The sequence below is a fragment of the Ensifer adhaerens genome, assembly GCF_013283195.1.
GTDB classification, from domain to species: Bacteria; Pseudomonadota; Alphaproteobacteria; order Rhizobiales; family Rhizobiaceae; genus Ensifer; species Ensifer adhaerens_G.
In genome coordinates this window covers 557,927-583,258 of the sequence record NZ_JABEKT010000001.1, presented here as the reverse complement: position 1 = coordinate 583,258, position 25,332 = coordinate 557,927, and the positions used below count along the sequence as shown (strand labels likewise).

The 25,332-nt window shown below is 62.3% G+C and carries 22 protein-coding genes and 1 tRNA gene; 8 read left to right on the top strand and 15 right to left on the bottom strand.

What is annotated here, in order from left to right; genetic code table 11:
• Nucleotides 1-36 precede the first annotated feature (36 nt).
• The gene (gene ppk2 / locus LPJGGPFB_RS02620; protein ID WP_173418610.1) at nt 37-882 is read left to right on the top strand and encodes a polyphosphate kinase 2; all 846 of its coding nucleotides are present in this window, start codon (nt 37-39) and stop codon (nt 880-882) included.
• Nucleotides 883-922: 40 nt separating this feature from the next.
• On the opposite strand, the gene LPJGGPFB_RS02615 is transcribed toward ppk2, so the two are convergent.
• The gene (locus LPJGGPFB_RS02615) at nt 923-2,020 is read right to left on the bottom strand and encodes an AI-2E family transporter (RefSeq protein WP_173418609.1); all 1,098 of its coding nucleotides are present in this window, start codon (nt 2,018-2,020) and stop codon (nt 923-925) included.
• A gap of 226 nt (nt 2,021-2,246) precedes the next feature.
• On the opposite strand from LPJGGPFB_RS02615, the gene LPJGGPFB_RS02610 reads away from it, so the two are divergent.
• Nucleotides 2,247-3,941: a SulP family inorganic anion transporter gene (locus tag LPJGGPFB_RS02610; RefSeq protein ID WP_173418608.1), complete on the top strand. Its 1,695-nt coding sequence runs from the start codon at nt 2,247-2,249 to the stop codon at nt 3,939-3,941.
• A gap of 76 nt (nt 3,942-4,017) precedes the next feature.
• Here the strand turns inward: LPJGGPFB_RS02610 and LPJGGPFB_RS02605 are convergent, their stop codons facing one another.
• From LPJGGPFB_RS02605 to LPJGGPFB_RS02560, 10 genes are all read right to left on the bottom strand, one after another.
• Nucleotides 4,018-4,488, bottom strand: a complete 471-nt coding sequence (locus LPJGGPFB_RS02605) for a histidine kinase (RefSeq protein ID WP_173418607.1) — start codon at nt 4,486-4,488, stop codon at nt 4,018-4,020.
• Nucleotides 4,489-4,585: 97 nt separating this feature from the next.
• The gene (locus LPJGGPFB_RS02600) at nt 4,586-4,873 is read right to left on the bottom strand and encodes a CYTH domain-containing protein (RefSeq protein WP_173418606.1); all 288 of its coding nucleotides are present in this window, start codon (nt 4,871-4,873) and stop codon (nt 4,586-4,588) included.
• Complete coding sequence (locus LPJGGPFB_RS02595) at nt 4,870-5,067, bottom strand: hypothetical protein (protein ID WP_173418605.1); 198 nt, start codon at nt 5,065-5,067, stop codon at nt 4,870-4,872. The genes LPJGGPFB_RS02600 and LPJGGPFB_RS02595 overlap by 4 nt, the downstream gene beginning before the upstream one ends.
• A gap of 4 nt (nt 5,068-5,071) precedes the next feature.
• On the bottom strand, nt 5,072-6,253 hold the full coding sequence (locus LPJGGPFB_RS02590) for a porin (RefSeq protein ID WP_173418604.1): 1,182 nt from the start codon (nt 6,251-6,253) through the stop codon (nt 5,072-5,074).
• Between the two features lie 136 nt (nt 6,254-6,389).
• Nucleotides 6,390-8,078, bottom strand: a complete 1,689-nt coding sequence (gene aspT / locus LPJGGPFB_RS02585; protein WP_173418603.1) for an aspartate-alanine antiporter — start codon at nt 8,076-8,078, stop codon at nt 6,390-6,392.
• 223 nt (nt 8,079-8,301) lie between these two features.
• Complete coding sequence (locus LPJGGPFB_RS02580; protein ID WP_173418602.1) at nt 8,302-11,028, bottom strand: aminotransferase class I/II-fold pyridoxal phosphate-dependent enzyme; 2,727 nt, start codon at nt 11,026-11,028, stop codon at nt 8,302-8,304.
• A gap of 274 nt (nt 11,029-11,302) precedes the next feature.
• Nucleotides 11,303-12,994, bottom strand: a complete 1,692-nt coding sequence (gene aspT, locus LPJGGPFB_RS02575) for an aspartate-alanine antiporter (protein ID WP_173418601.1) — start codon at nt 12,992-12,994, stop codon at nt 11,303-11,305.
• A gap of 330 nt (nt 12,995-13,324) precedes the next feature.
• Complete coding sequence (locus tag LPJGGPFB_RS02570; RefSeq protein WP_173418600.1) at nt 13,325-15,025, bottom strand: SulP family inorganic anion transporter; 1,701 nt, start codon at nt 15,023-15,025, stop codon at nt 13,325-13,327.
• A 185-nt stretch (nt 15,026-15,210) separates the two neighbouring features.
• Nucleotides 15,211-15,438, bottom strand: coding sequence for a YMGG-like glycine zipper-containing protein (locus tag LPJGGPFB_RS02565; protein WP_173418599.1), 228 nt, complete (start codon nt 15,436-15,438; stop codon nt 15,211-15,213).
• A 339-nt stretch (nt 15,439-15,777) separates the two neighbouring features.
• A tRNA-Ser gene (locus LPJGGPFB_RS02560) sits at nt 15,778-15,867 on the bottom strand.
• A gap of 369 nt (nt 15,868-16,236) precedes the next feature.
• On the opposite strand from LPJGGPFB_RS02560, the gene LPJGGPFB_RS02555 reads away from it, so the two are divergent.
• From LPJGGPFB_RS02555 to LPJGGPFB_RS02545, 3 genes are all read left to right on the top strand, one after another.
• A complete protein-coding gene (locus LPJGGPFB_RS02555) occupies nt 16,237-16,554 on the top strand; it encodes a hypothetical protein (protein WP_173418598.1) in 318 nt (105 codons plus the stop codon).
• 47 nt (nt 16,555-16,601) lie between these two features.
• Nucleotides 16,602-17,255 (top strand): peptide-methionine (S)-S-oxide reductase MsrA, encoded by a 654-nt coding sequence (gene msrA, locus LPJGGPFB_RS02550; protein WP_173418597.1) that lies wholly within the window; start codon nt 16,602-16,604, stop codon nt 17,253-17,255.
• A 357-nt stretch (nt 17,256-17,612) separates the two neighbouring features.
• A complete protein-coding gene (locus LPJGGPFB_RS02545; protein WP_112809329.1) occupies nt 17,613-18,605 on the top strand; it encodes a BMP family lipoprotein in 993 nt (330 codons plus the stop codon).
• Between the two features lie 92 nt (nt 18,606-18,697).
• Here the strand turns inward: LPJGGPFB_RS02545 and LPJGGPFB_RS02540 are convergent, their stop codons facing one another.
• Entirely contained in the window at nt 18,698-18,907 is a 210-nt protein-coding gene (locus LPJGGPFB_RS02540) for a SlyX family protein (protein ID WP_173418596.1), read from the bottom strand.
• A 100-nt stretch (nt 18,908-19,007) separates the two neighbouring features.
• Complete coding sequence (locus LPJGGPFB_RS02535; protein ID WP_173418595.1) at nt 19,008-19,745, bottom strand: sulfate transporter family protein; 738 nt, start codon at nt 19,743-19,745, stop codon at nt 19,008-19,010.
• A gap of 282 nt (nt 19,746-20,027) precedes the next feature.
• On the opposite strand from LPJGGPFB_RS02535, the gene LPJGGPFB_RS02530 reads away from it, so the two are divergent.
• Genes LPJGGPFB_RS02530 through LPJGGPFB_RS02520 form a run of 3 tightly spaced genes read left to right on the top strand, consistent with a single transcriptional unit; the run spans nt 20,028 to nt 23,019 of the window.
• Nucleotides 20,028-21,389: an amidase gene (locus LPJGGPFB_RS02530; RefSeq protein WP_173418594.1), complete on the top strand. Its 1,362-nt coding sequence runs from the start codon at nt 20,028-20,030 to the stop codon at nt 21,387-21,389.
• Nucleotides 21,386-22,297: an ROK family protein gene (locus LPJGGPFB_RS02525; RefSeq protein WP_173418593.1), complete on the top strand. Its 912-nt coding sequence runs from the start codon at nt 21,386-21,388 to the stop codon at nt 22,295-22,297. The genes LPJGGPFB_RS02530 and LPJGGPFB_RS02525 overlap by 4 nt, the downstream gene beginning before the upstream one ends.
• Nucleotides 22,294-23,019 carry a copper homeostasis protein CutC gene (locus LPJGGPFB_RS02520; protein WP_173418592.1) on the top strand — a complete coding sequence of 242 codons (726 nt, stop codon included), beginning with the start codon at nt 22,294-22,296 and terminating at the stop codon, nt 23,017-23,019. Before LPJGGPFB_RS02525 ends, LPJGGPFB_RS02520 begins: the two co-directional genes overlap by 4 nt.
• A 105-nt stretch (nt 23,020-23,124) precedes the next feature.
• Here the strand turns inward: LPJGGPFB_RS02520 and nagA are convergent, their stop codons facing one another.
• Both nagA and LPJGGPFB_RS02510 read right to left on the bottom strand, forming a co-directional pair.
• Nucleotides 23,125-24,285 carry an N-acetylglucosamine-6-phosphate deacetylase gene (gene nagA / locus LPJGGPFB_RS02515; RefSeq protein ID WP_173418591.1) on the bottom strand — a complete coding sequence of 387 codons (1,161 nt, stop codon included), beginning with the start codon at nt 24,283-24,285 and terminating at the stop codon, nt 23,125-23,127.
• Nucleotides 24,282-25,304: an SIS domain-containing protein gene (locus LPJGGPFB_RS02510; RefSeq protein WP_173418590.1), complete on the bottom strand. Its 1,023-nt coding sequence runs from the start codon at nt 25,302-25,304 to the stop codon at nt 24,282-24,284. Before LPJGGPFB_RS02510 ends, nagA begins: the two co-directional genes overlap by 4 nt.
• Between the last annotated feature and the right edge of the window lie 28 nt (nt 25,305-25,332).

Sequence of the window (25,332 nt, the reverse complement as noted above, 5' to 3'; positions counted from 1 at the left end):
CATCGTTTCTTTGCCTGACTAAAGGAGTGGGAAGTCATGGACAGATCTGAGGACGACGAAGCCCTGCTGGAATCAGCGGCAAAAGGAACGAAGAAGAACAAGGGACGGAAGGACGGGCGCAAGCGATATGAAAAGGAGATGGCCCGCCTTCAAGTGGAGCTCGCGCACCTTCAGGCTTGGGTGAAGAAGGCGGGTGCCCGGATCGTCATCATCTTCGAGGGCCGCGATGCAGCCGGAAAGGGCGGGACCATCAAGCGCATAACCGAACGTGTCAGTCCGCGCGTTTTCCGGGTCGTTGCCCTGCCGGCGCCGACCGACCGCGAAAAGTCACAGATGTACATGCAGCGCTATATCGCTCATATGCCGGCAGCCGGCGAAATCGTCATTTTCGACCGTAGCTGGTACAACCGCCCCGGCGTCGAGCGCGTCATGGGCTATTGTTCGGACAAGCAGGCGCGACGCTTTCTTGAACTTACTCCCCGGTTCGAGGCTGCCATCGTTGAAAGCGGCGTCACGCTTCTAAAGTATTTCCTGACTGTCAGCGAGGACGAACAGGAGCGACGGTTCCGCCAGCGCATTGATGACCCGCTGCGCCAATGGAAGCTGAGCCCGATGGATCTCGAATCCTATCGTCGGTGGTGGGACTACACGCGTGCCTACGACGAGATGATCCGAATAACCGACAGTCAGCACGCGCCCTGGTGGATCGTGCCATCGGACGACAAGAAAAGGGCGAGGATCAACTGCATCAGCCACCTTCTCAAATCCATACCTTACGAGCGCGTGAAATATCAGGCGCCGGCTCTCGGCAAGAGGCAGAAGCGCCCTGACGACTATGTGGAGCCGAACGTTCCGAGAAACTTGGTTCCAGACGTTTTCTGACAAGGCTGCGACCGCACCCGTTCAGTGCGGTCGTCCCGGGTCATCTGGGGCGATCGGCACGCACCCAGACGATCAGCAAGTCGTAGAAGACACTGAGGACGATAGGACCGAGGAAAAGGCCGATCAAACCATAGGAAATCGTGCCGCCGACGACCCCCAGCAAGATGACGAGCGTGGGTGTCGACAGCCCCTTCGCCACGAGGATCGGTTTCATGACATTGTCGATGATGACGAGAGGCAGCAACGCCAGGGTCAGGGCAATCGCGGTGCCGAAGGTAAAATGCCAGAACGCCCAGATCACCACCGGCAGTATGACGAGCAGTGGCCCGATCTGAACGATGCAGGCCACCAGAACCGCAAACGCGATCGCACCTGGTGCCGGCACCCCAAAAAGACCGAGAACGAGCGCGCAAAGGATGGCCTGCAGCAACGCAATCCCGAGGACGCCACGCGCAACGTTGCGAATGGTCGCGGCGGCAAGCCGGACGAAGCCGATACCGCGCTCACCACCAATGCGATCTGCAAACGTCTGGAAATGTTCCGACAGTCGCTGGGCAGATCCGAAAAGAAACCCAGCGACAAGAACGGAAAAGACGAAGCCAACAAGGTCTGCTCCAAAGCGCGCCAGTTTTGCCAGAAACGAGGTGCCGGCTTGGAGCAGGTATGGCTCGAACCGGATCAGGGCGGCCTTGATGTTGCTGGCAGCCAACAGCCATGCTTCGTAGACACGTTCACCCACGACAGGCCAGTTCTTTACAGCCTCCGGCGGAACGGGAACAAACGAAGTGCCGGCAGACAATCGCGTCAATAGGGTGTGGGAAAGCTCGACGAAGCTGACAGCAATCCCTGCAAGCGGTCCGACGATCAACACCAGGCAAGCAAGGGTCAGAACGAACGCAGCAAGCTTTCGCCTGTTGCCAAGCCATCTGCATATCCGTTGATAGGCGGGATTAAGTGCGACCGCCAAGACGGCCGCCCACAGAATGATGATGGCAAACGGCGCTATCAAGGTCAGGGATAGATAGGCGAAAAGACCGACAACAGCCAACCGGGCAAAGATGGTGACGCGGGCCTCTATCGACATGCCGTCCGATCCCGGCGCCCGCCCATCGCCGTCCTCAGTCGGTCGATCATTCATGCCGCCTCTCCACTCCGTGCAAGGGACAACAGCCAGCTGCGTCCAGATGTGCAGTGATCATGTGTGGCCTATCCTACACGACCGGGGAATTCGCCCTAGTATAATACGAGAGCCTACCTCAACGCCGCGCCAGTCAGCGTTCGTGTGGGTCGAATTGTGTCGAGATCTCCCTGGTACGGATTGACTGCGATCAATGCCTCGAACTGCGAAGCGAGTATTCTGAGACATGTCCTCCGTCGCTTCCTACATACCCCTGATTTCCGGTCTCTCAGGCTATAGGGCCGCGTGGCTCAAGAGCGATGTGTCCGCCGGCCTTGCGATCGCGGCGGTCGGCCTGCCAAGTGCCATCGCCTATCCGGCTCTGGCGGGTTTGCCCGCGGAAACGGGCCTCTATGCCAGCATCGCACCTCTCGTGGCTTACGCCCTTTTCGGGCCGTCTCGCAAACTGATCGTCGGCCCGGACGCAGGGACGATGACGGTGCTCGCTGCCGTGCTCACGACGCTCTTTGCCGATCCTGGCCTCACGGCAAGCAGGACGACCGTCGCGGCCCTGCTGGCCATGATCGTCGGCGGGCTTTGTCTTGCAGCGCGTCTGGCACGGCTCGGCATTCTCGCCACTTTTCTGTCGCGGCCGATCCTCACCGGCTTTTTCGCGGGGATATCGCTTTCCATCCTGGTCAGTCAGATCGGGCGCGTGACGGGTTTGAAGATCGGATCGGACGGCCTGATCGGACCCATCTTCGAACTGCTCGGCAAACTCGACGCCATCCATCTGCCGTCTCTTGCACTTGCCGTCTCGGCCTTCGCCCTATTGCAGGCCGCACGCATATTCCGATCGCCGATCCCAGGCCCGATCATCGTCGTCGTGCTTGCCACCGCACTCTCGGCGATGTTCGACTTCGAGGCGCTCGGCATTGCCGTCGTCGGCGACATACCCGGCAGTATGCCGCCGCTTGCCATCCCGTCCTTGGCCGGAATTTCCTTGCAGCCGCTGCTGCTCGGCGCAGCGGCGATCTTCCTTGTCAGCTTCGGATCCGGGATCATTGCCGCCAGAAGCTTTTCGGCGCAGACGGGTGAGCGCGTCGATCCCAATCGTGAACTGTCCGGGTTCGGCGCGGCGAACATTGCGGCCGGCCTGTTTGGTGCATTTCCCGTCACTGCTTCGGACTCGCGAACTGCCGTGAACTTGCTGGTGGGAGGCAAATCCCAGATTGCCGGCCTCGTTGCGGCCGCGGGCCTGTTGGCTACCATTGTCTTTCTCGGCGACTCGCTGCGGATCCTACCGATCCCGGCGCTCGGAGCCATTCTTGCCGCAACGGCGCTCAGCCTCATCGACATAGATGCTCTCAAACAAACGTGGCGCATCAGCAGAATGGAGTTCGCTTTCGCTCTCATCGCGATGTGGGGGCCGATCGGCCTCGGCGTGCTCAACGGTGTTGTCATCGCGATCGCGGCAACCTTGGTCTATCTCTTGCAGAAAAGCATGTTTCCGCGATACGCGATCCTTGGGCGGATCCCGGGCCGCGACGGTTTTTTCAAGCTTCACCGCGCTCCCGACGCGCTCGCCGTCGAGGGACTGACAGTCTGCATGATCCAGGGCAGCCTGCTCTTCTTCAATACCGACTACATCGCCGAAAAGCTGCGCGCTCTTGTGGACGATCTGCCCGAGGATACCCGCTGGTTCGTGATCGACGCGAGCGCGATTCCGCAGATCGACAGTAGCGCAGCGATCATGCTGCAAGAGGTCCGAGCCTATATGGCCGACCGCGGAATTGCGCTCGGTCTTGCCGAGCTGCACACCGATGCCCTGGAGATGCTTGAGCGATCGGGCCTGGTCGAGGAAATCGGCAGGCCGATGATCTTCGAGAGCATCGAAGATTGCTATCACGCGTTTTCTCGCGACCGCCCGCTATCCCGATAAGTGTCAGGGTGCGACAGACAGGATTGCGTCTAAGCGGCAGTGCGCACCGCCGCTTCGCTGTCCTCCGCCTGGCTGGCTATTTGATATCGTCGGGCGCCCAGTTCAGGAAAAATCCAACATCTCCAGGGACCCCGCCTGGGAAGTTGATGATCATCGCCTTCAATTTATAGCCCTGAGGTTTGCCGAACTGCTGGTAGCGCTCGAAGAATTCCTTGGCCTTGCCTTGAAGCGTTTGGGGCCAGTCCTTGTCAGCGCTATTGATGGCACGACCACGATCCGAGCAGAGGTCCGAAGGGAAACTGTAGACCAGCGCCTCCAACTTTCCGTCACGCACGGCATTTGTGACCAGCCGACGCACGACAGCGATTTCCTCAGGCGTTACGTGATCATGAAGGAACTCGTCGGTGAACTTGGAGAGCTTCTGCTCCTCAATTGACCGCAGCTTGCGTTCCTTGTCCATTTCATCCATTTCGCGTTGCAGCATCTGCATGCGCAGATCCTTGGCACTGATCGGCGCCGCGTTGGGATCGATCTCTTTCTTTTCCATGTTTTTGGCTCCATTTCCTGACTTGAGACGAAATTCAACCTTCGGGATCATCGAAGGACCGACACGGCTATGCCGCCTCACCCTGCCTTGCGAAGCCTCAGCCCGGTCGGCCCGCTTCAAGGGCCAGACCGCGGTTCGAACAAAGCGGGTTCCCGGTTATCTCCGGCCCGAGCCAAGGCGGCATCGAAGGCTCATCGTCGGGGTCCGCAAGCTCGATTTCCGCCGTCACCAGCCCGAGATATGCGCCGGTAATGACGTCGATTTCCCAGTATGCGCCTTGGAACTCAATTTCGTATCGCGTTTTCTCGATCACGCCCAAAGCATGCGTAAGCATCTCTTCGGCCTCCCCATAAGGGATCGGATATTCGAACTCTTCCCGTGTCACTTTTCCTTCAGCGCGTTGAACGTGTCCAAATAACCGCGCCCGACCGCACGAACGCACATCGCCGCCGTTCCCCCTTCCACGGCGTAAAGATCGAACGTGCCGATCGGCGCGCTCGCGCCCATCGCCCACCTAAGAAGTCGAAACGAACGAATGCGCGATGAGCGGGCGGCATGGCCGGCAGCTGCCGCCGGCATGGCTTCAGAACTTGATCCTGGCTCCTCCAAGAACAGCGAAGCTATCCTGGAGATTTGCAGTCTCCTGCTCCAGGGAGTACGTCCGGGCACCGAGGTAGAGTTCGGTCTGCAGATAGTCGAGGTTCTGGACCACCTGCGCCCCGTAGGAATCGCTCTTGCTACCCCGTCCCGCAATGTCCTTGCCGAAATAGGCATCAACCGAAAACGCCGTCTTGCCGACCTCGAAAATATCAGCCTGATAACCGACCTTCACATAGCCATAGTGCCCATCGACCGTTTCCTTGTCGGAAAGGGCCGCCGCAAGGGTGAGGCTGAGACCGGTATCCAGATGCAGGACGGAAACGGACGCGTCGTAGATCGAGTTGCCGTCCCCCGGCCTGGAAAAGGCAATTGCAGCACCGACCTTGAAGGCATCGTAGGTCTCATCGTATCGAACTGCCATATCCCACACCGTGACGTCGGTTGTTTCCGGCACGACCTGCGTGCCGACAGACGTCGCAAAGCTGAAGCCACCAAACGAAGGGGTGTCGTAGCGGACGCGCAGCTTGCGGCTGAGGCCGTCAAAGTTGGTGAACGCATCCTTGACGTGGACCGTCGAGAGCGTGCCGTCATCGTTGCGGAAGAACGGCCCACCGGCCATATCCGAGACAAGCGAATAACCGACCACGGTGGTCCCGGACAGATCGACCTCGGCGGTCGCATCCGACGCCATGCTGCCCTGACCAAACCAGAATTTGCCGTAGTCCTTCGAGTCGAGGTAAATTTCCGCCTTGCGCAGCAGGTCGGTTCCCCAATCGAAGTGATCCTCGTTCAGCTGGTTCACGTTGGTTGTCGAGTAGGGGTTCCATTCCCATTCGAGATTGGCACCGAATGACCAGCCCTTTTCCATGAGGCTGTAGATCCGGAATCCCGCGCGCGAGGACGAGTTGCCGTTGTCGACCGGAAAATAATTATTCGTTTGTCCGCCGTCATCGTAGATCAGCAGGCCCTTGTTGATCTGGCCGTAGAATTCGAAGTAGGCATTGTCGTCGCCCAGCCGCAGCTTGGGGATCCAATGTTCCGGCGCCTTGCTGGTCTCCGTGGGCTGCGCTGCCGGCTTTGCCGGCTCTTGCGCCGCCACGGTCCCCGCGGTTGTCAGTGCAACGATGAGAAGTGCGGGCGGAACAATGTATAAGGTCTGTCGCATCAAAGGCACCTTTCAGATCATTGGTGGGTAGCATTGTCGATTCGCAGCCAGTATTTTCCTTTTTACTGTTTAAGTCTGTTGCGAAATCTAGCCGTGCAGAAGTGTTGCCCCGATCGATTGAGCCTGCGGTTTTTCATCACGCAACAATACCGACGATCACAGTTCCCCACGTCGTGAGCAGGATATGGCCGATAGGGACCGCAGGCGTGTAGCCAAGGACTGCAACGGTGCTGCCGGATCTGTCCTGAACGGCCGCCATCCCGGCTGTCATCGTCTGCGCCCCCGCGAGCCCGCCCAGCAGCAGGATCGGGTTCATCCCAAGCACGTAGCGCCCGAAGTAAAGGCCCACGATCATTGGAGCCATGGTGACGATCATGCCGCCGAACAGAAGCCCGATGCCCGCCTCGGCGATTGCCGAGGCAAACACAGGTCCGGCATGAAGCCCGGTCATCGCAACGAAGGCGGCAAGACCAAGCGACGTCATGAGCGAGACCGCGGCGTCCGGTATCCGGCCAAAGAGCGGGAAGCGGGTGCGCAGGTGACCCACGACCAAACCGGCGAGCAGCGTGCCCACGCTGGTGCTCAGCGAAATCCGCATGTCACCAATGGGAAACGTGACGAGAACGCCGACGAGCCCGCCAAGGAAAATCGCAAGACCGAGGACCAGGAAGTCTGTCGCCGCCGGCGGGGCGACCACGACGCCAACGCGCTCGACGGAGCTCGACACTACGGCCTCCGGTCCTACCAGGCGCAGGATATCGCCGCGTTCGACCGTGATCCCCGGCGCAATGGGAATATCCTGGCCCCCACGCGTGAGGGAGCGCAGATAAAGGCTGCGGGTCCAGCTCTCCTTGGCGAGATCGGCGATGCTTCGCCCCTTGAGGTCGGGGCTTGTCAGCAGCACGTCGCAGATCGATACCGGGACATCGAGCAGTTCACGATCTTCGATCTCTTCGGCGCGCGGCCCAAGCACACTGACCAGTGCCTCTCTCGTCCCGGAGACAGCCACAATGTCACCGGGCTTGATCACCACATCCGGGGCCGCCTCGATGATCGTGCCGCCCCGGCGCAGGCGCTGAATGAAAAGCCTGTGTTCGGGAAATGCCGCCTCGGCGGTGGCGATCGACTGCCCGGCAACCGGTGCGCCATCCGCGATCTGATAAGCGCGAATCTCGAACCTGTGCCAGGCGGACGAGACACCAGCCGCCTTGCGGGTAATGCCATACTCCTTCTCCAGCTTCAGCGCCTCGGCAACGAGATCGATGCCAAGCAGCCGGGGGCCTATGACGCTGCAGAAAAGAATGACGCCAACCGCACCGAAGACGTAGCAGACAGCGTCAGCCACGGCGATGTGCGCCACGAACCGCGTGCGATCCGCCTCGGCCAGCGGCAGGGCATTGATCGCTTCCGTTGCGGTACCCATCGCCGGGCTTTCGGTCAGGGAACCGGACAGGAGGCCTGCTGCAAAGCCCGGATCCAGGCCCAGGAATTTGGCAACGACGACAGCCGTGAGCAGGCCGGTGACACAAACGACGACGGCAAGCAGGACGGGTTTCATGCCGTCCCGCTTCAATGCCTGCAGGAATTGTGGCCCGACCGAGTAGCCGATGCCGAAGAGGAACAGGAGGAACAGGAACGATTTCGCCATGCCGGCAATCGGGACATCGGCGAACTGTCCGATCAGGATGCCCGCAAACAGTGAGCCGGTCACCGGCCCGAGGCTGAAGCCACCGACCTTGAGGCCACCGATCAGATATCCGATGCTGATCGCAAGGAATACCGCAAGCTCGGGATATTTGATCAGAAATTGCTCGACCCAAATCATGTCCAGACTGGTCCCCCCTCGCCCAGATCAAAGGCTATGTTGCGTTCGCTCCCACCGCCAACGCTCCTGCAAAACCGAGACGACGGAGCGAACCTTCGCGACGAACGCCGCCTCGGTCGCCCCGCCTTCCTGCATCAGCTACGTGCGCCAGTCCCAAGGAAGCGCAGGCATCACCATGCGTATAACCACGTCGAAGCGATCGAGCGCCACCCGCATCCTGGCGCTACTTTGCCTTTGACGGACGCTTCGCCTTGGCGGCGACGGCGTCGGGCTTCACCAGCTTCAGTCCGCGCGCCTTCTCGTAACCATGGATCTCCTTCACATCGAGCTTGCGCATGAAGTCGATCGTCTCCTGCGTCAGCACCTGGCCCGGCACCATGATCGGGAACCCGGGCGGATAGGGAATGACGAAGTTGGCTGAGACCATTTCCGGCCCCTGCTTCAGCCTCTTGTCGCATTCGGCTCCGATAAGCGGCACGTACTCGCACACGGACGCGTCATAGGCGTGGAAGAAGGCGGCGCGCATATCGCCTTCCGGCGTCGTGCGGCCTGCATCGCTGCGGTACACCTCGTGGAAGTGACTGAAGTTGGGAAGGTCAGGCACGTCGGTCATCAACGACTTGACCCGCGCGGCGAAGGATGTCCGCTCTTCTTCCCCGCCGTCGGCCAGGCGCTTCTCGATACCGTGGCAGATCTCGACCAGCACACGGATCAGATGCGCGATATCGCTGCGGGTGTTGTTGATGTTGGACTGCAGCAGCACGCTGTTGCGCGAGGTCTTGTTCAGCTGGATATCGTACTCGTTCGCCAGCAGCCCCTTGAACTGCGTTCCGTCGAAACCGGCCGTGCCGCACACCAGCGTCATGCGCGTGGGATCGAGATAGAACTCGTCCTCCTTCATCGCCTTGACGGCGGTTGCCCAGGTGGAACCAGGTGCCAGGTAATCCTTGAAGCCTGACTGCCGATATTCGGCCGGGATCATCTGATCAGCGCCAAGGACGTGGAAGTATTTCGAGATCAGCGGATGCTCGTTGATTGCGCGGCGGATCTTCAGCGCAATCTCGATCGCATTCATCACCAGACCGTAACCGTCGAGCTCCATCTGCCGGCGCGCGACGTCGAGGCTGGCGATCAGCTGCTGGTTCGGGCTGGTCGAGGCATGGGTGAAAACCGCCTCGTGGAACTGCGCCTCGACAGTGTGGAAATCGACATCCTTGACCAGCAGCATCGAGCCCTGCCGGATTGCAGACATGGATTTGTGCGTGGAGTTGGTCTGGTAGACCCGCAGACGGACAAGACGCGGATCGGGGATCAGACGTGCGGCGAGCAGGGCTTTGTCCGAAGGATCCTTGCCGAGATCGGCGCGCTGCTTTTCATAGGCGCTGATCGAGGCCGGATCACGCAGCCAGTCCTCGATATCGGCCGCCGCCCCCATAGCCGTGCGCGGACGCAGGAAGGGGGAAAACCGGGCAAATCCGGACCACGCTTCGTCCCAGAGGAAGATGAGGTCCGGCTTGATGGCAAGGCACTCCTCCATCACCCGCCGGACATTGTACATATGGCCGTCGAACGTGCAGTTGGTGAGGTCGAGCAGTTTCAAGCGGTCGAGGCGGCCTTCCGCCCTCAGCGCCAGCAACGCGCGCTTGATGGTGGCAAGCGGCACGGCGCCATACATCGAATACTCCGTCATCGGGAACGCTTCGACGTAATAGGGTTGTGCGCCTGTCAGCACCATGCCGTAGTGGTGCGACTTGTGGCAATTGCGGTCGACCACCGCGATGTCGCCTGGCGCCAGAAGCGCCTGCACGGCCATCTTGTTGGAGGTGGACGTACCATTGGTGACGAAGAAGACGTGGTCGGCGCCGAAGGCACGGGCCGCCAGCTCCTGGGAGCGCTTGATGGTGCCGGTTGGCTCCAACAGGCTGTCGAGACCCCCCGTGGTCGCACTGCTTTCCGCCAGGAACAGGTTGAGACCATAGAATTCCCCCATGTCGCGGATCCAGTCCGACTTGAAGACGGATTTGCCGCGCGCAATCGGCAGGGCATGGAATGTGCCGATCGGCCGCCGCGCATATTTCTTCAGATTGTCGAAGAAGGGGGTCTCATAGCGCGCCTGCACGCCTTCAAGGATGGCGAGGTGCAGTTCCAGCGGCTCCTCAACCGCGTAGAACACGCGCCTGACGGCATCGGCCGTCGGGTCTCCGGCAATCTTTTCGACCTGGCGGTCAGACAGAAGATAGACGTCGAGTTCCGGCCGGATCTGCTTCAAGCCACGCGCCAGGCGCAGCGCCGACATATCCGGACCCTCGGCCTCCCCAAGCGGATCGAGCACCGAGCGAAGCACCGGCGCGTCGTGGCGCGAGCGGTAGGGAAATCCCTCGGCGAGAACGACGGCTATGATATCGGGGTTCAGCGCGGCCGCGCAGAAGGCATCCTCGAACGAGCCCACCAGAACAGGCTCGTAGATGAAACCATCCTCCGGCCGGCGCAGCCTGCGGATCTCCGCTGCGAAGGCATCCCATCGGGCGGCCGGCTGGCTGTTGACGTAGAGGACTTCGAAATAGGGCCGACGACCGCCGGGCTCACCGGTTCCGGGCGGCATGATATCGACCACTTCGGTCGCCGACATCTCGTCGTGGACGTCCCACTCGCCTGGGCGCCCACGGTAGGAATGGGTAAGCAGTCCGTTGGAGATGCGCCGCGCAAGTTTTGCCGCCCCGCCGGCATCGTTGGTGGCGATGCGTTCTGCCATCGCCGACAGCAATCGCCCACCCGGATAGGCGTGGTACTCCTCCGCCGGCGCCACAGCTGCAATCGCCCTCTCCAGTGCTGTCCGTTCGCCGCGGTTGGCGGCCCAGGCGTCGGCCAGCGTCGTGATTTCTCGCCAATTATCGGCGCGCGCCGAATGGATGAGCAGAAACTGATCTACATGTGCGGTCTCGTCTGGCATGACGTGCTCCCAACTCTGTTTCGAATGGGCTGCCCGCTGCCACCGGTCCGAGGTCCTCATTCAGCGGCAGCTACAATTCTGGTCGCAATACGCGATTGATGCACTTTGAAAATCGGACCTTGTGCTGCCGGTCCGCGCTTCGAAAGATGGTGTGGAACGGCCGGAACAGGCCGCTCGAGCGTTGCGAAACAACACGGACAGGAGCAACGCTCTATCTCTTTGTTTTTACGCACTTCCTGACGAGGAGCTGCTTCGCAATTTTCCGGGGAACGCCCTAGGTCATCATCATCACAAGCACCATGCCCCAGATCGTCAGCAGAGTGTTGCCGACGGCATAGGTCACGGTGTAGCCGAGCCCGGGGATCTGGCTCTTGGCCCGATCATTGATCATGCCAAGAGAGGCTGTCGTCGTGCGCGCGCCCGAGCAGCACCCCAGGAGAATGGCGGGGTGGAACCGGAACACATATTTCCCGACATACATCGCCAGCACCAACGGCACGGTCGTTGCGAATATGCCCCAAAGGAACAGGCTGAAACCAAGCTGCTGCAAGCCGGCAACAAAGCCTGGGCCCGACGAAATGCCGACCACGGCGATGAAGACATTGAGGCCGACGGAATTCATGAACCAGACCGTCGATGTCGGTATGCGCCCGAACTTCGGCCGAACGGAGCGCAGCCAGCCGAAAAACAGCCCGGAGATCAGCGCGCCCCCTGAGGTGGAGAGCGTAAACGGCACATCCCCGACCTTATAGACCAGCGCACCGATCAGGGCACCGATGGCAATCGCAGCCCCGATGAAGGCGACGTCGGCAACGTCGGTCGCCCGGTCGGCCACGCCCAAAGCCTTGGCGGCAGCCGCGGTATCCTGCGTCCGCCCGACGATCGTCAGGATATCGCCGCGGTGGATCTGCGTGTTCGGCAGGATCGGAATTTCCGTCGCCGTGGCACCCCGGGCGATCCGGCGCAGGAACACGCCACGAGACGTTGGCCATTGCGCCAGTTCCGCCAGCGTCTTGCCGTTCGCTTCCTTGGTCGTGACAAGGACATCGACCCCTTCGACCGGCACGGCCAGCAATTCGCGGTCGTCCACTTCCTCGGCCGCGTGCCCGATCAGGCTGACCAGCACTTCACGCCGGCCGGCCACGGCAACGACGTCGCCCGCCTGGATCACCGTGTTTGCCGTCGCATCCTCGATCTTTCCGCCGCGGCGAATACGTTCAATGAAGATCCGCTGCTCCGGGATCATGGATTCGGCTTCATGCGCCGTCTTGCCGACGACCGGCCCGCCCTCGCGCACGCGGTAGGCACGCAACTCGTAATGGTGCCAGGCGGTCCCGGCCCCGCCCACTTCCTTCTTGCCGCCCTGCTCCGCCTCGTAGCGTTTGCATTCCGCCTCCAGATCGATACCCATCAGCGCCGGACCAATCAGGGCGAGCACGATCGCCGATCCGATCGTGCCGAAAATATAGGTGACGGCATAGGCGACCGGCATCGCATCCAGCAGACGCTTGGTTTCTTCCGGTGCCAGACCAAGACGATTGATGGCGTCCGTCCCCAGCCCCATGGAGGCGGAGATGGTCTGCGAGCCGGCGTAAAGTCCCAGTGCCGAACCGACATCATAGCCGGCTATCTTGGCGGCGATATAGGGAGCCCCAAGGCAGAAGACGCAGACGACCGCGGCGAACAACGCCTGCGGCAGGCCATCCTTGGCAATGCCACGCACGAATTGCGGCCCGACGCCGTAGCCGATCGCAAACAGGAACATCAGAAAGAACGTGGCCTTGAGCGGGGGCGATATGGTGATACCGAGCTGCCCGATGATGACGGCCGCAATCAGCGTCGCTGTGACCGCGCCAAGGCCCAGGCCTTTGTACGTGAACGACCCGAAGTAGTATCCGAGCGCCAATGAGAGAAATATTGCAATTTCAGGATAAGTGCGAAGCGTGCTTACGAACCAGTCAACCATAGAGCTTCCCCCAAATACTCGGAAATCGGGAACCAAATCTGACTAAATGCTCATCGCTATTTTGGCGAGAATACACCCTTCTTCACTCGTTTCAAGGAGCTATTTGGAATAAAATAATACTATATCTGAAGTTTTAACTGGGACCATGGAGCGCACGAGATTAGTGTATTGTTATGTTATTCTCAGGCCCTTGAAGTACGTTCGCTGCGCTATCGCTTCCCCAGCCGGATAGGCAGACGCATTCTCTCGTTGCAGCAGCGTTCCATGCGATGCGGTCCGAAAACAAGAAGACCGAAAGCAAAAACCTGATGTCAGGCACTTTGCGCAAGGTCAGGTGGTTGCGGCACCCTCAGCGGGCTGTGACGGCGCTGCCGCGTGGCTATCCTGATGGTGACGGATCCCGGCGCGGGTGTTGGAAAACATGCGGTTCGGTCCAAGCTGGTCGGCAAAGCCCGAAGCCCTGATGTAGGCGAGCACATCCGGGTTGAGGCCCGCGAGCCAGAGCTGAATGTTCTCCCGCGCAAGGCTCCGCTCGCCGTCGATGATCATTTGAAGCGCCGAGTATTCGATGTCGACGACGCGGCTGAGGTCCAGCATCAGGACACGCGGCTTCTGCTCACTGGCAAGCGCGCGAATACGGTCGCCGACCTGCTGGGCGTTGACGAAAAACAGCCGTCCCTCCGGGCGCAGGATCAGCATGCCTTCGAATGTTTCATCGTCCGGATGCTCGGTCGAAAGCGGCCGCAGGAGGTCCTCGCCGCGTTTACGGCCAACGACGTGGACACGTGGGTTGGCTGCCTGGCCGGAGAGACCGACGAGCGAAAGGGTAATGGCAACGAGGATGCCCTGGAGCGTGCCGAACAGGAGCACGCCGAGGAAGGCGGCAAGCGCCCAGCGAAACTCCATACGGCGGACCTTGCGGATCGAGGCAAATTCGGCAGGCCTTATGAGACCAACGGAGTAGACGATGACGATTGCCGCGAGCACGGCCTGCGGCAAAAGGCCGAGTAGTGGCGCAAGAAAGAGCATCGTCGCCGCAGCGGCCGCCGCCGTGACCAACGAGGCCTTCTGCGTGCGCCCGCCGACAGCGCGCACCACCGCCGTCTGCGATGTCCCGCCGCCTGCCGGCATCGCGCCAAAGAGCCCGCCAGCGAGATTGGCAGCGCCGGTCGCCACGAGTTCGCGGTTTGGCAGGATCGGCGGCTCGCCGGCGACCGCAAAAGCCCGGCCCGCGGCGATCGTCTCGGTGAAACTCATCAGTGCGATGCCGCATGCGCCGGGAACAAGTTGGAGGATCAGGTCGACATCCGGCAGCACCAGGGACGGCAGGGCCTGGGGAATGTGCCCCACTGTCGCAACACCTGCGGAGCCAAGGCCCGCCAACCACGAAACGGCTATGCCCGCCGCGACTATGGCAAGGGGAGCAGGGGAATGTGGCCAGCGGCGTTCCAGGAGCAGCAGGAGCACCAGTGCCGTAGCGCCGACCGTGAGTGTGACAAGCGACGTTTCGGGCAAATGGTGGATGAGGTTCAGGATATCCCGGAAGAACCCCTCCTTGGTAAAATGCAGCCCGAACAGTTTGGGCACTTGGTCGAGCACAATGACCAGGCCGATCCCGGCCTTGAAACCCGTCAGGACCGGCGACGAAATGAAGTTTGCCACGAACCCCAGACGCAGGGCTGACGCAGCGATCAGCAGCAGACCTGTCAGCGCCGTCAGTGTCGCGGTTGCCGTGAGCAATTTATCCGGCTCACCGCCAGGCACGACGAGCGCGAGCTGGCTTGCGGTCAGGATCGCGAGGGTGGTCGTCGAGCTGACGCTGAGCACGCGCGAGGTGCCGAGGAGCGCGTAGACGATCATCGGTACGAAGGCGGTGTAGAGCCCGACGCTGACTGGAAGGCCGGCAACGGTCGCATAGGCCATTGCCTTCGGCAGCACCACTGCCGCTGCCGTCAGGCCCGCGATCATATCCGGGCGCAGCGAGCCGGGCGTTGACTGGACGGATTGCTGGGCATGCGATAGCTGGACCATGAGTTTGCCTTCATTCGGCTATGTGCCAGTTCGTCGTAAATACTTACCCCAACGTACAGTATCACCCGTCGCGCCGCAGATCCGTCAGAGACGACAGTCTGAACCCTGTCGTCACCTTCCAGGGTACACCGAGCCCGGTCCGGAAATCGACACCCTCCACGCGTTCGGAGAAAGTTGGGCTGCTGTCATCGGCAGCGCGCTTCGAAGCGGCGCCCATAGCGGTCACGATAGATGCAATAGCCTTCGCCCTCACGGGAACGACCCATCAGGTTGCCCATGATGCCACCGGCCACGGCACCAACAGCCGCACCACCCCAGCTATCACGCACAACTCCGGCGACAATTGCGCCGGTTCCCGCACCGATTGCAGTCCCTCGCTCTGTTTGAGTGCAGGACGCGAGGGTAGCAATCATTCCGACGTAATGACAAGCTTTCTCGTGCTGACACAGCTTTGCTCGACACCAATCTGGGCATCTTGCTGCTTTGCACCCTCGGCGTCTGGCTTGATATCGATAGGATTGCTTTATGGCGCCCACCGCACTTGGGGCCAGGGGCTCCAGACCTATCGAAAGACGGCATCCTCAACCACGATGCGCAGCCGATCAGCCGCCACGACAATCCGGCCATAGCCACCGCGAGATGGCCGCATGTAGCTCCCGGACAGAGAAGCATCCAGCTTCAACGCAAAGTGATGCGCCAGATGATGGGCGGCAAAGACGAAGCCCAGAAAAACAACATCTTACATGAAGAAATGGCGGACAGAGAGGGATTCGAACCCTCGATACGCTTTCACGTATACACGCGTTCCAGGCGTGCGCCTTCAACCACTCGGCCACCTGTCCATCCGTCAACAGCCGATGGTCATGCGGCTGGATGGGAAGGGCCGCGGCCCTTCGTGTCATCCGGCGCGAACCGGCGGACGGGCGGGATATATACCGATGATTTGCGTGGGATCAACTGCTTTCTGACAGATTGTTGACATCTTGTATAACTTGGCAGTCGGCGGTTGCCATTGCGCTGGTCGCCGACCGGGCCTATCTCTTGCAGCAGAGTTGTTCGGCGCCTCCCTTCTGAGGCCGCCTGGACGCTGCGCCATATCGGATTGCAACGCTCGCCCACCTCGTCGGCTTTGCCCCCTGAAAGCCGAGCCGGTGCCGAAAGGCGGGGGCTTCCTCGGTCTGGCGTGATAACGTTTGGAGAATAAGGGATCGATGCGCTTCGTGCTGAGACTGGCGAGTTTTGTGGTGCTGCTTGGGGCCGTCCTTGCCGGTGCGGTCGATGCCATCCAGTCCGTTGCCGCATCCGAGTTGGTGACGACGTCGCTCGGTGACGATCTCGAAGTCCTCGGTGCCGACACCGCCAGCTGGGTGCAGTTCGCGCAACGCACAGATACCGGACCAACCTTCTGGCATTCGATGCTGCACTGGCTGTTGACGCAGCCGGCCTTTGCAGTGCTTGCCCTTCTCGCCCTCCTGCTTTGGATGGCCGGATACAAAAAGCGACCGGCCGCCGGCCGCTTCGCTGCCTGATCATCGCGGAGCGCAGCCACCCGCGTCGACGACATGGAGTTTCCACGATGTTCCTGATCGACATGTTCAACAAGAAGACCATCCTGCCAGACGCCGAGACGGCGCTGCGCGGGCGCGAGGACGCCATGGCGACCGCCGTCAATCATTTTGTCTCGGGACACCCGCTGAAAGGCCCCTACCCCGAAGGCACAGAGAAGATCCTGCTCGGCATGGGTTGCTTCTGGGGCGCCGAGCGGCTCTTGTGGAACATCCCTGGCGTTTACGTCACTGCGGCCGGTTATTCCGGCGGGCTGACGCCGAACCCAACCTATCAGGAAACCACCACGGGGCTGACCGGCCACACCGAAGTGGTTCTGGTCGTCTACGACCCGAAGGTGGTTGCCCTGTCGCGCCTGCTCAAGACCTTCTTCGAGCAGCACGACCCGACCCAGGGCATGCGCCAGGGCAACGACATCGGCACGACCTATCGCTCCGCCATCTATGTCTACGACGATGCCCAGCTGAAAGCGGCGAAGGACGCACGCGACGCCTTCCAGGCGGCGCTGAAAATGTCCGGCCATACCGGCAAGATTACCACCGAGATCGAAATGGCCGGCCCGTTGTACTTTGCCGAGGATTACCACCAGCAGTATCTGGCGAAGAACCCTGATGGTTATTGCGGCCTGCGCGGCACCGGCGTCAGCTGCCCGATCGGCGGCTAAGGCGCATCACGATCCCCCGGATACACTTGCTGCGCTTCCGCTTTCATTTGGGCGGGTTGCCGTCGCAAGACAGCCGCTTACTTTTGCGCGAGCTGCGTTGAGCTTTTAAACCGGGCGCACGGCGCACGGCGTCACCCCTCGAACCCTAAAAGGTCAAGGGAACCGGCATTTTAACGATGCCTGTGAATGCCGGTCGACATTTTTACCATCTGAAAAATTTTGAGTGTTTTTTTGCCGCGACCGTGCAAGGATGCCGCCACCCTAGCCCCCGCGAGAGGGGTGGGTTCCGCAGACAGGCTCCATTCGGGGCCCGCGGGAGGACCCGATAAAGATCAATAGCGACAACAGGGCTGCACGATGAAAAAAACAATTCTCGGTCTCTTTGCCTTTTCCATGATGTCCGCGACGGCTCTGGCCGCCGACATCAAGCCGGCCATCATTTACGATCTGGGCGGCAAGTTCGACAAATCGTTCAACGAAGCGGCCTTTAACGGCGCCGAAAAATTCAAGACTGAATCGGGCGTCGAATACCGCGAGTTCGAAATCGCCAACGACGCACAGCGCGAGCAGGCGCTCCGCCGCTTCGCCAGCGACGGCAACAACCCGATCGTCATGGCCGGCTTCAACTGGGCCGCCCCGCTCGAAAAGATCGCCGCCGAATATCCCGACACCAAGTTCGCGATCATCGACATGGTGCTCGACAAGCCGAACGTGAAGTCGATCGTGTTCAAGGAACAGGAAGGCTCCTACCTCGTCGGCGTGCTCGCCGGTCTCGCTTCGAAGTCGAAGACCGTCAGCTTCATCGGCGGCATGGACGTTCCGCTCATCCACAAGTTCGCCTGCGGCTATGTCGGCGGCGCCAAGTCGACCGGCGCTGACGTCAAGGTTCTCGAAGCCTACACCGGCACGACGCCTGATGCCTGGAACGACCCGGTCAAGGGCGGCGAAATCGCGAAGTCGCAGATGGACCAGGGTTCGGACGTGGTCTACCACGCAGCCGGCGGCACCGGCGTCGGCGTCCTGCAGGCAGCGGCTGACGCTGGCAAGCTCGGCATCGGCGTCGACTCCAACCAGAACGGCCTGCAGCCGGGTAAGGTTCTGACCTCGATGCTGAAGCGCGTCGACGTCGCCGTCTACGAAGCCTTCACGGCTGCCAAGAACGACAAGTTCGAGTTCGGCATCTCCAACCTCGGCCTCAAGGAAGATGGCGTCGGCTACGCGCTCGACGACAACAACAAGGCCCTGATCACCCCGGAAATGCTCGACGCGGTCGAAAAGGTGAAGGCCGAAATCATCGCCGGCAAGGTCCAGGTTCACGACTACATGAGCGACGAAGCCTGCCCCTACTAAGGGCTTCCGCCTGATATGAAGAAAGCCGCCGTTCGCAGGAACGGCGGCCTTTTTTGTTTTCTACCCTTGGTCAATTGCGATGAGATTGCGGCTCAGTAGTGCGGCGGTCGGGTGATCGGCGGCGCGTCGAGCGATTGCTCCTCGAGGCTGAGAAAGCGTTCCGTCAGCCGGTCGAGCTTGGCCCGCGTCTGCTCGACGACCTTCCATTGCTCGGCGAGCTGATCGGAAAGCTCCTCGATCGTCTTGGCCTGGTGGGCCACCGTCTCTTCGAGACGGGTGATCCGGTCTTCGGCATGGTTCATTACAGCTGCTCCGTCCGGTCTCCGCCACCTGGGCGCACGACATCATGTGGATTTGCCGGCAGATTGGCCAGCGAATGTGCGCTGTCAAGCAGATTGCGCCTCAGGCCCCGGCCGCAGATCCACGCGCGAGCGAAAATCCCGGGTCGCTTGCCGACAGCCTCTTGTGGAGATGCACCATCATGCCGGCGGCAAAAAGCGGCGTCAGCAGGTTGAGCAGCGGCACGGCAAGGAAGGCGGCAAGGATCAGCCCGGCCAGAAACACCGTCGAGCGGTGCTTGGCGCGGAAGAGCCTGGCCTCGGCCGGCGACCGGTAGCGCATGGCGGCAAATTCGAAGAACTCCCGCCCGAGCAGGTATCCGTTGACGAGGAAGAAGGCGATCAGGTTGACGCCGGGCACGAGCAGCAGAAACAGTGCCAGTATGTTGCCGAGAATGACGACGCCAAGGAACTTGGCGGAGCCGGCAATCGCCTCGCCAAGCGGCAGGGGCCTGCCCGCCGGCTCGTTCGGATAGTCGCGCGCTTCCACCACTTCGGCGACATCATCGAGGAACAGGCCGGCGATCAGCGCCGTCACCGGAGCCAGAAGCAGGGCCAGCGCCAGTGCCAGACCGAGGCTCGCGAAGATGCCGAGCACGAAGGTGAGCCAGCCGGCCCATGCGGGCGTACCGGGCATCAAGGCATCGAGCCAGGGCAAAGCCAGCCATATGAAGAGTTCGCGCAGGCAGAACCAGAGTGCTGCGAGCGCGAGAAGCGTCAGGCCGAGCACTTTCCAGAACACCGAGCGGGTTTCCGGCGCAAAGAGATTGGCGAGGGAAAGTCGCGCCGCGTCCAAAATCATCCGCATGTCTCCAGTGTCGGGCAGGTTCGATGAGGCATGTAGGCAGAAGCTGTCGCATCGACAAGGCAGGACAATCGGCATCGCCTTCATTCGGTAAAATTCCTGCGGCGAAGACGGGCGAGCCATGGCAAACGCCATCGGGAGCGATATGGTAAGTGATGTAGACGATAACAGCCGGCGCAAGAAACGCGCCCAAGCGATTGCAACACGCATTCAATCAGCGGCCTGACAGGTCGACAGAATAGACGAACGCCACCGATGGCAGGCGGACAAGGGGAGACTATGACCAGACAGAAAACGCTCGCCGGGCTTTCGGTCCTCGTCCAGGACGGCAAACTCGACCCGGTCACGCTTGCCGAGGAAACGCTTGCCGGCATCGAAGCACATGGCGACCAGGCGATCTTCGTCGGCCTCACCCGCGAGCGCGCACTGAAGGAGGCGGCGGCCGCCTCCAGCCGGATCCGGGCCGGCCGTTCGCTCGGCCTGCTCGACGGTCTTCCCGTCGCCTGGAAGGACCTCTTCGACGTCAAGGACAGCGTGACCACCGCCGGCTCGGCGGTTCTACGCGACACTCCGCCCGCCGGCAGCGACGCCGCAGTGGTCGCAGCTGTTGCCGGTTCCGGCATGGTCAGCGTCGGACGAACCAATATGAGCGAGTTCGCTTTTTCCGGCCTCGGCATCAATCCGCACTACGGCACGCCGCACAATCCGGCGTCGACCGATGTCGAGCGCATTCCGGGCGGCTCCTCGTCGGGATCGGCGGCGGCAGTCGCGGCCGGCCTCGTGCCGGCGGCAATCGGCACCGACACCGGCGGGTCCGTGCGCATCCCGGCGGCAATGACCGGCATCGTCGGCTACAAGGCGACACGCGGCCGCTATTCGATGAAGGGTGTGTTTCCGCTCGCCGAAAGCCTCGATTCGCTTGGGCCTCTCTGCCATACGGTGCAGGATGCGGTCTGGCTCGACGCCGCCATGCATGGATTGACCGCACCGGTGGTGCGCCGCGGTGAGATCACCGGCCTCTCGATCGTCATCCCCGAAACCATCGTCTTCGACGAGGCCGAGAGCGAAGTCGTCGAAGCCTTCGAGGATGCGATCAAACGGCTGGAAAAGGCCGGAGCCACGGTCACGCGCCGCCCCTTCCCGACGTTCAAGGCAGTGTTCGATCTGATGGCACGCCACGGCGCTCTCGTCACCGCCGAGGCTTACGCGCTGCACCGGGAGCGCCTGGCCGGTCCCGAGGCCGAACGCATCGATCCGCGCGTCGTCGCCCGCACACGGCTCGGCGAGAAGATCACCATGCCCGACTACATCGCGCTTCTCGATGCCCGCGACCAGCTGATCCACGAAACGGTCGAAAGCCTGAAGCCGGGCGAACTGATCGTCCACCCGACATTGCCACACGTCGCGCCGCCGGTGGCGCCGCTGCTCGCCGACGACGAGCTGTTCTTCAAGACCAATGCCAGGACGCTGCGCAACACGCTCATCGGCAATTTCCTCGATTTTTGCGGCATCTCGATCCCCTGCGGCACCGGTGCCGGCGAAATGCCCGTCGGGCTGCAGCTGGCAGCGCCGCATCATCACGACGACCGGCTGCTGTCGATCGCCCTTGCCGCCGAGGCCGTGATCCGGGGAGAAGCATGATCGTCTGTTTCGATATCGGCGGATCGGCGATCAAGGGCGCGATCGTGCATTCGCGCGACCGGATCTTTCCGCTGCCGCGCCGCACGACCCCTCTCAGCAATTTTCGTCAATTCGTCCAGGTGCTCGAATCGGTGCTCGACGAGGCCGGCGGCCATCCGGAATGCGTGGCGATCTCGATCACCGGCGTCATCGACCCGGAAACGCGCCGGATCAAATGCGCCAACATCCCCTGCATCGACGGCCGCGAACTGGTGGCCGAGCTCGAACGCGAGCTGCACCTGCCGGTCAAGATCGCCAATGACGCCGACTGTTTCGCGCTTGCAGAAGCCGGCGCCGGCGCCGGGCGCGGCCACCGCATCGTCTTCGGCGCCATCCTCGGCACCGGCGTCGGCGGCGGGCTGGTGGTCGGCGGCGAGTTGATCAACGCCGATGGCGGCTTTGCCGGTGAATGGGGGCACGGGCCCGCATTGGCGGCGGAAGCGGGAGACCCACCGATCGCCATTCCGGCCTATGCCTGTGGTTGCGGACAGCGGCGCTGCGTCGACACCGTCGGCGGCGCGCGCGGGCTCGAACGCATGCACGACACCATTCACGGCAAGACGCTGTCGAGCCACGAGATCATCGAGGCATGGCTGAAAGGCGACGCGGAGGCAAAACGGACCGTCGAAGTGCTTGTCGATCTCGTCAGTTCGCCGCTCGCCGTGGTCATCAATACGACGGGCGCGACCATCGTGCCGGTCGGCGGCGGGCTTTCCAATGTCGAGCCGTTGTTGGAGGAGATCGACAAGGCGGTTCGTAGCCGGATTCTGCGCCAGTTCAAACGGCCGCTGGTCGTGCGCGGCGAATGTCAGGTCGAGCCCGGGCTGATCGGCGCCGCTTTGCTTGGCCTTGGAGGAGAAAAAGCATGAGCGTGACTGGACTTGAGGTTTGCGTCGACGACGCCGACGGGCTTGCAGCGGCGGTGGAAGGCGGAGCGGACCGCATCGAGCTCTGCGCAGCGCTCTCCGTCGGCGGGCTGACGCCGACGGCCGGGCTGATGGCGCTCGCCGGTCCGCCCCGGGTGCCCGTCTATGTGATGATCCGACCGCGGCCGGGCGACTTCGTCTTCGGTGCCGGCGATCTCGACATGATGCGTCGCGATATCGATGCGGTGCGCGATGCCGGGCTTGCCGGTGTCGTGCTTGGCGCTTCGCTCGCCGATGGCCAGCTGGATGCTACGATGCTGCGAAAGCTGACGGGTCACGCCGCGGGCCTTGGCCTCACGCTGCACCGCGCCTTCGACCTGGTGCCAGATTTCAAGGATGCGATCGAAATGGCAGCCGAACTCGGCTTCGAGCGGATCCTGACATCCGGCGGCGCCAGAAGCGCGCCGCAGGCGATCGAAAAGCTTGCGGAGCTTGTGGCGCTCGCCGCCGGGCGTCTTTCGATCATGCCGGGCTCGGGCGTGACGCTTGAGACCGTAGACGCGCTGCTTGAAAACCTGTCGGTCAGCGAAGTGCATTCGTCTTGCTCGATCCGTGAGCCGGCTCACGATCCACGACTGGTCAGCATGGGATTTGTGGCCGAAGATCGGCGTCGCACGGACGTGGCAACCGTTCGGGCGATGAAGGCGCGCCTTTCGGCGCAGTAGGCCATTTCCGCTCCGGCCCTTTCGCCGCTCTTTCGGTCCGCGCCAAAGAAAAAGCCCGACGACCATCTCTGATCGTCGGGCCACAGGTTTTGCCTGTCGATGCGATCAGGCGGCGTAGACTTTCTCGCCGCCGATCCAGGTCGATCCCATGGCCAGCTCCGGCGTCAGCAGCACGAAGTCGGCGTCCGCGCCGGGCAGCAGGCGACCCTTGTGCGAGGAGAGGCCCATGGCGTCGGCAGGATAGGCCGATGCCATGCGCAGCACCTCCTCGAGCGGAAGCCCAAGCCTCTCGTGCACGAAACGCACCGACGACAGCATGTCGATATCGGCGCCGGCAAGCGTGCCGTCTGCAAGCGTCAACCGGCCGCCGTGACGCAGGATCTCGCGGCCGTTAAGCTCGAAGCTCGTCATATCCGTTCCGATCGGCGACATCGCGTCGGTGACCAGGAAGATCTGGCCGGGACCCATCTTGGCGCGCAGCGCCACACCCATCGAGGCTGGATCGACATGGTAGCCGTCGGCGATCAGGCCGGCATGCAAGGTTCCGGTCGCAAGCGCTGCGCCGACGATGCCGGGCTCGCGATGACCGAGGCCGCTCATGGCGTTGAAGAGATGCGTCACCGTCTTCGCCCCCGCCTTGGCGTAGGAGACCGCGGCCTCATAGCCGACATCCGTATGGCCGAGGCTGACGACGGCGCCGGCATCGGCGAGCGCGCGTACCTGTTCCTTCGTGGCGTTCTCCGGCGCGACGGTGACCATGAGCACACCGAGCGCCCTGGCACAGTCGACCATCTCCGCGAGGTCGGCATCATCCATCGGGCGGATCAGCGCCGGATCATGCGCGCCCTTGCGAGCGACCGAGAGATGCGGGCCTTCCAGATGCAGGCCGAGAAAGCCCGGCACGCCAGCCGCCTTCGCCTGGAGGCCGGCTGCGATCGTTGCCGAGCGCACTTCGCGCGTATCGGTGATCAGCGTCGGCAACAGCGCCGTGGTGCCGAATGTCGCATGGGCCGAACAGATCTGGCGAATGCCGTCCAGCGTCGGCTGCGCGTTGAGCAGTGCGCCACCGCCGCCATTGACCTGCAGATCGATGAAGCCGGGCACCAGCAGCAGACCGTGCGTGTCGATGACGGTGGCATCCGCCGGCACATCACCGGCAGCCACGATGGCCTTGACGCGGCCGGCCTCGATCAGGAGGGCGGCGCCATCGTGCCATTCGATTCCATCGAACAGGCGGGCGCCGATGATTGCCTTCTTCTCGGTCATCTCGTCTCCGTTACCTTCTTGAGGCTGGCCGGTGCATCGGGGTTGAGGCCGCGCGAGCGCGACCAGGCTTCGACGAAGCCGTAGAACGGCAGGATCAGCGTCAGCGCGTCGGTGATCGGGTGTCCCGTCTCGACGAACGGCAGGCGCTTTGCCTTGCCGGCGCGGCTCGACGTCACATGCACCACGGCGCCCTTCTCGGCCATGCCGTCGGCGATCTCGGCGACGGAGCCTTCGGCCGCATCGCGCGCTGCAAGCGTCAGCACCGGGAACTTGGCGCCGACAAGCGCGACCGGCCCGTGCAACACTTCGGCTGCCGAATAGGCTTCGGCGTGCATGCCGGAGGTTTCCTTGAACTTCAGCGCTGCTTCGCTGGCGATCGCCAGTGCCGGACCGCGGCCGAGCACGTAGAGCGATTCCGCCTCGCCGAGGTCGGCGGCAAACTCGTGCCAGTCAAGCTTCACCGCCTTGGCGAACTGGTTCGGCAGATCGGCCACGGCGCGCTGCAACGCCGCGTCGCCGGTCCATTCGCCGAGTACGGCAAGGCCGGCGACGATGGAGTTGACGTAGGACTTGGTCGCGGCAACGGCGATTTCCGGGCCGGCGAGAATGTCGAGCGGATGGGTGCAGGCCTTCGAGATCGGCGAGGGCAGAGTGTTGGTGAGCGCGATCGATACGGCACCGGCATCGGTTGCCGCCTGCGCCATCGCGACGATGTCGGGGCTCTTGCCCGATTGCGAAATGGCAATCGCCGCAGCGCCACCGAGCTTGAGCTTGGCACCATAGATCGAGGCGAGCGACGGCCCGAGCGAGGCGACCGGGCGACCGGCCTGCAGCTCGATCGCATATTTCAGGAACAGCGCCGCATGGTCCGAGGAGCCGCGCGCGATCGTCACCAGGAAGGCCGGGTCCTTGGCGCGGAGCGCTGCGCCGGCCTGCTTCAAGGCTTCGGACGAACGGTCGAGAAGACGGGCTGCCGCTTCGGGGATCTCGTCGATTTCTCGGCGCATGTTGGTCTGCATAGTCAATTCCTTTCTTGGCGGTTCCGTC

Excerpts from the sequence above, each read along its gene's own strand:
- msrA (WP_173418597.1), top strand. The coding sequence starts at position 16,602 with ATGTTCCTGATCGACATGTTCAACAAGAAGACCATCCTGCCAGACGCC.
- LPJGGPFB_RS02615 (WP_173418609.1), bottom strand. The coding sequence starts at position 2,020 with ATGAATGATCGACCGACTGAGGACGGCGATGGGCGGGCGCCGGGATCG.
- nagA (WP_173418591.1), bottom strand. The coding sequence starts at position 24,285 with ATGACCGAGAAGAAGGCAATCATCGGCGCCCGCCTGTTCGATGGAATC.
- LPJGGPFB_RS02525 (WP_173418593.1), top strand. The coding sequence starts at position 21,386 with ATGATCGTCTGTTTCGATATCGGCGGATCGGCGATCAAGGGCGCGATC.
- ppk2 (WP_173418610.1), top strand. The coding sequence starts at position 37 with ATGGACAGATCTGAGGACGACGAAGCCCTGCTGGAATCAGCGGCAAAA.
- LPJGGPFB_RS02580 (WP_173418602.1), bottom strand. The coding sequence starts at position 11,028 with ATGCCAGACGAGACCGCACATGTAGATCAGTTTCTGCTCATCCATTCG.
- LPJGGPFB_RS02595 (WP_173418605.1), bottom strand. The coding sequence starts at position 5,067 with ATGCCGGCGGCAGCTGCCGGCCATGCCGCCCGCTCATCGCGCATTCGT.
- LPJGGPFB_RS02520 (WP_173418592.1), top strand. The coding sequence starts at position 22,294 with ATGAGCGTGACTGGACTTGAGGTTTGCGTCGACGACGCCGACGGGCTT.
- LPJGGPFB_RS02565 (WP_173418599.1), bottom strand. The coding sequence starts at position 15,438 with ATGATTGCTACCCTCGCGTCCTGCACTCAAACAGAGCGAGGGACTGCA.
- LPJGGPFB_RS02545 (WP_112809329.1), top strand. The coding sequence starts at position 17,613 with ATGAAAAAAACAATTCTCGGTCTCTTTGCCTTTTCCATGATGTCCGCG.
- LPJGGPFB_RS02605 (WP_173418607.1), bottom strand. The coding sequence starts at position 4,488 with ATGGAAAAGAAAGAGATCGATCCCAACGCGGCGCCGATCAGTGCCAAG.
- aspT (WP_173418603.1), bottom strand. The coding sequence starts at position 8,078 with ATGATTTGGGTCGAGCAATTTCTGATCAAATATCCCGAGCTTGCGGTA.
- LPJGGPFB_RS02510 (WP_173418590.1), bottom strand. The coding sequence starts at position 25,304 with ATGCAGACCAACATGCGCCGAGAAATCGACGAGATCCCCGAAGCGGCA.
- LPJGGPFB_RS02535 (WP_173418595.1), bottom strand. The coding sequence starts at position 19,745 with ATGATTTTGGACGCGGCGCGACTTTCCCTCGCCAATCTCTTTGCGCCG.
- LPJGGPFB_RS02540 (WP_173418596.1), bottom strand. The coding sequence starts at position 18,907 with ATGAACCATGCCGAAGACCGGATCACCCGTCTCGAAGAGACGGTGGCC.
- LPJGGPFB_RS02555 (WP_173418598.1), top strand. The coding sequence starts at position 16,237 with ATGCGCTTCGTGCTGAGACTGGCGAGTTTTGTGGTGCTGCTTGGGGCC.
- aspT (WP_173418601.1), bottom strand. The coding sequence starts at position 12,994 with ATGGTTGACTGGTTCGTAAGCACGCTTCGCACTTATCCTGAAATTGCA.
- LPJGGPFB_RS02570 (WP_173418600.1), bottom strand. The coding sequence starts at position 15,025 with ATGGTCCAGCTATCGCATGCCCAGCAATCCGTCCAGTCAACGCCCGGC.
- LPJGGPFB_RS02610 (WP_173418608.1), top strand. The coding sequence starts at position 2,247 with ATGTCCTCCGTCGCTTCCTACATACCCCTGATTTCCGGTCTCTCAGGC.
- LPJGGPFB_RS02590 (WP_173418604.1), bottom strand. The coding sequence starts at position 6,253 with ATGCGACAGACCTTATACATTGTTCCGCCCGCACTTCTCATCGTTGCA.
- LPJGGPFB_RS02530 (WP_173418594.1), top strand. The coding sequence starts at position 20,028 with ATGACCAGACAGAAAACGCTCGCCGGGCTTTCGGTCCTCGTCCAGGAC.